The following is a 2,668-nucleotide window of genomic DNA, read 5'->3' as shown; positions in this document are numbered from 1 at the left end:
TCCAGATCCGGCCGGTAACCGTCTTAAGCTTGGCCAGCACCGGCACCGTCGTATCGTCGGCGTGGATGCGTTCCGCGCTCATGATATGGATCCGGATCGCCTCAATAATGGGATCGAGCGCCACCACGCAGGCGCCAATCCGATCCGCCAGGGTCGAGACATCTATCTCGCCCCCTTCGCGGGCATACGTCTTGCTCTGCCGGTTCAATGGCTGATGCAGCAGGAACTTGTTGACCAGCACCATCGCCAGCAGGTTCGGCCCGGCAAAGCCTCGTGGGATCGGATGGGAGGGTGCCGGCGCTTCTGTGATCGCCTCGCAATCCCGGCAGGAGAACTTTTCGCGGACATGCTCGATAATCTTCCAGCGCCGCGGCTCGCATTCCAGGGTCTTCGAGACCACCTCGCCGAGCTTGTGCAGCCGCTCGCTGCCGCACTTACCACATGCGCAAGGCGCGGGTTCGACGACGCGCTCAACCGGCAGATTGTCCGGCAACGGACGTCGCGGCGGCCGTGGATTTTGCGCGCGCTTCTCCTTGGCGACCCCTGGCGCGGCGAGTTCGGCCTTGGTTTCCTGTTCGGCCTGCGTCTCTTCGAGATCCTCGATGGCAAGCTCGAGCTGTTCGACCAGCAGCTTGCCGCGTTCGGAGGATTGCCCGAACTGTTCGCGCCGTGCCTTGGCGAGCATCAGCTTCAGCCGCTCGATTTCCAGTCGACCGACGGTCACTTCGCTCTTCGCCAGCGCCAGTTGTTCGCGCTGCGCAAGGATCATTGCGTGCGCAGCGGCAAGGTCGACGGGAAGCGGATCGGAAGGCGTTGTCACGAGGGCAACTCAATCATATTCGCCGCTAAAATTCGCGACCGATCTCCCCCGTGAGTCAATAAGCCACAGCTTAACCGGAAGCCTGCGGACGCCAGGTTGCCTGCGGCATTCGCCAGTCAATTCCGGACAGGAGATAGGATAGTTGCGCAACGCTGATCGTCACAACGCCGTCCGCCAGCGATGGCCACAAAAAGCGGCCGCGCTCCAACCGCTTCGTGAACAGACATGCGCCCTGGCCATCATGCCAAATGATCTTGATCAGGTCGCCGCGGCGGCCCCTAAAAACGTAAAGATCACCAGCGTGCGGATCACGCTTCAAGCTCTCCTGAACCAGACGCGCAAGGCTCGGGAAGCCTCGGCGCATATCGGTATGGCCGGTCGCAAGCCACACCCGCACATTACCCGGTATGGCGATCATCGGCGCTCAAGCACCTCGAGGACCCGCGCCAGCGCCTCCGGGTCGACGTGCGCATCCACCCGGATGCGTCGCCGGTTGCCAAGATCAATCTCGATCAATCCAGTACGCGCGGACGCTACGGAGCGCACCCGGCCGTCACCCGCAGGCAAAAGCTTCGGAGTTTCCTCCACCTCCGTAGCGACGATCTGCACCGGCGCAAAAGATGGTACAACCTGCTCTGATGTCCGTGCTTGTCGGCGCCAGGTAAACACTAGGCTGGCCGCGACTCCGTTGCGGCGCGCAACCTCAGTCACCTTCGCGCCCGGCACCAACGTCTCCTCGACAATCCGCGCCTTGTCGTCCTGCGACCAGCGCCGCCGCCGCTCCAGCCCGCCCAAAACCTCGACCCGCATCGCCTGATGACCTTAAAGCTAGACTTAAGGTCACACGCTTCGCGAATTACCTCGCGTCACGCAAGACGGCGCCCGTCGGATGCGTACGGAGGGCATCGACTGGCGGATGCCGCAACATACCTGGCGACCGCAGGCGGCCGGCTGATCGCCGGGATTTGAATCGGTGGCACGATCAGCGGTTCGGACAGAGACCGCGTCTTGTGATTCTCTGGTCGGCGATGGGCTCTGATGATTCTCTTCCCGACGATGTGACCACGCTGCAGGCGATGCTGCGCGCCGAGCGAGCGGCTCGTTTGGCCGCGGAAGCCGAGGCCCAGGCGGGGACTTTGTTGATCGAGAAGTTCAAACTCACGATCAAGAAGCTCCGGCACGAGCAGTTCGGACAGTCCTCCGAGCGAGGCGCATTGCTGGACCAGCTCGAGCTACAGCTCGCCGACCTGGAGGAGAACGCGGCGCAAGCTGAGACCGCGACGCAGATGGCAGCCGACAAGATTGACAAGATTACGGTGCCATCGTTCGAGCGCCGCAAGCCGGCCCGCCGTCCGCTGCCGGAGCATTTGCAGCGGGAGCGCATTGTCTATCCGGTGCCTGCCACCTGCCCATGCTGCGGCGACAGCCGATTGCGCAAAATTGGCGAGGACGTGACCGAGACGCTGGAACTCGTTCCGCGCCAGTGGAAGGTAATCCAGCATGTGCGCGGGAAGCTCGTCTGCCGGGCCTGCGAAGCGATCACCCAGCCGTCGGCTCCTTCGCACCCGATTGCGCGCGGGCGTGCAGGGCCCAAGCTGCTGGCTCATGTCCTGTTTGCCAAGTACGGCCTGCACCTGCCGCTTCATCGTCAGAGCGAGGTCTACCGGCGTGAGGGCATCGACCTCGACGTCTCGACGCTCGCGGACTGGGTAGGTGCCTCCGCCGCAAGCCTGATGCCTTTGGTCGATGCGATCCGGAGCCACGTCTTCGCAGCCGAGCGCATCCACGCCGATGACACCACGGTGCCAGTCCTGGCCAAGGGCAAGACCCGGACCGGACGGCTCTGGA

General features: G+C 63.5%; 4 protein-coding genes. 1 reads left to right on the top strand and 3 read right to left on the bottom strand.

Annotated features, from left to right (window positions below; genetic code table 11):
* The 3 genes from H8A95_RS42435 to tnpA form a co-directional block, all read right to left on the bottom strand.
* A partial coding sequence (locus tag H8A95_RS42435; RefSeq protein WP_229188371.1) for an IS66 family transposase occupies nt 1-769 on the bottom strand: 769 nt, incomplete at its 3' end.
* A 121-nt stretch (nt 770-890) separates the two neighbouring features.
* A complete protein-coding gene (tnpB, locus tag H8A95_RS42430; RefSeq protein WP_028344503.1) occupies nt 891-1,238 on the bottom strand; it encodes an IS66 family insertion sequence element accessory protein TnpB in 348 nt (115 codons plus the stop codon).
* Nucleotides 1,235-1,630 carry an IS66-like element accessory protein TnpA gene (tnpA, locus tag H8A95_RS42425; protein WP_229172567.1) on the bottom strand — a complete coding sequence of 132 codons (396 nt, stop codon included), beginning with the start codon at nt 1,628-1,630 and terminating at the stop codon, nt 1,235-1,237. The genes tnpB and tnpA overlap by 4 nt, the downstream gene beginning before the upstream one ends.
* Before the next feature lie 218 nt (nt 1,631-1,848).
* Between tnpA and tnpC the strand changes: the two genes are divergently transcribed.
* On the top strand, nt 1,849-2,668 hold an 820-nt coding region (gene tnpC, locus H8A95_RS42420; RefSeq protein ID WP_229188372.1), incomplete at its 3' end, for an IS66 family transposase.

The organism is Bradyrhizobium oropedii (assembly GCF_020889685.1).
Taxonomy (GTDB): Bacteria; Pseudomonadota; Alphaproteobacteria; order Rhizobiales; family Xanthobacteraceae; genus Bradyrhizobium; species Bradyrhizobium oropedii.
The sequence above is the reverse complement of the archived record's forward strand: the minus strand, read 5'-3'. Positions and strand labels throughout refer to the sequence as shown.

Bases quoted from the DNA above. Each gene is read 5' to 3' on its own strand.
- tnpA (WP_229172567.1), bottom strand. From the start codon at position 1,630: ATGCGGGTCGAGGTTTTGGGCGGGCTGGAGCGGCGGCGGCGCTGGTCG.
- tnpB (WP_028344503.1), bottom strand. From the start codon at position 1,238: ATGATCGCCATACCGGGTAATGTGCGGGTGTGGCTTGCGACCGGCCAT.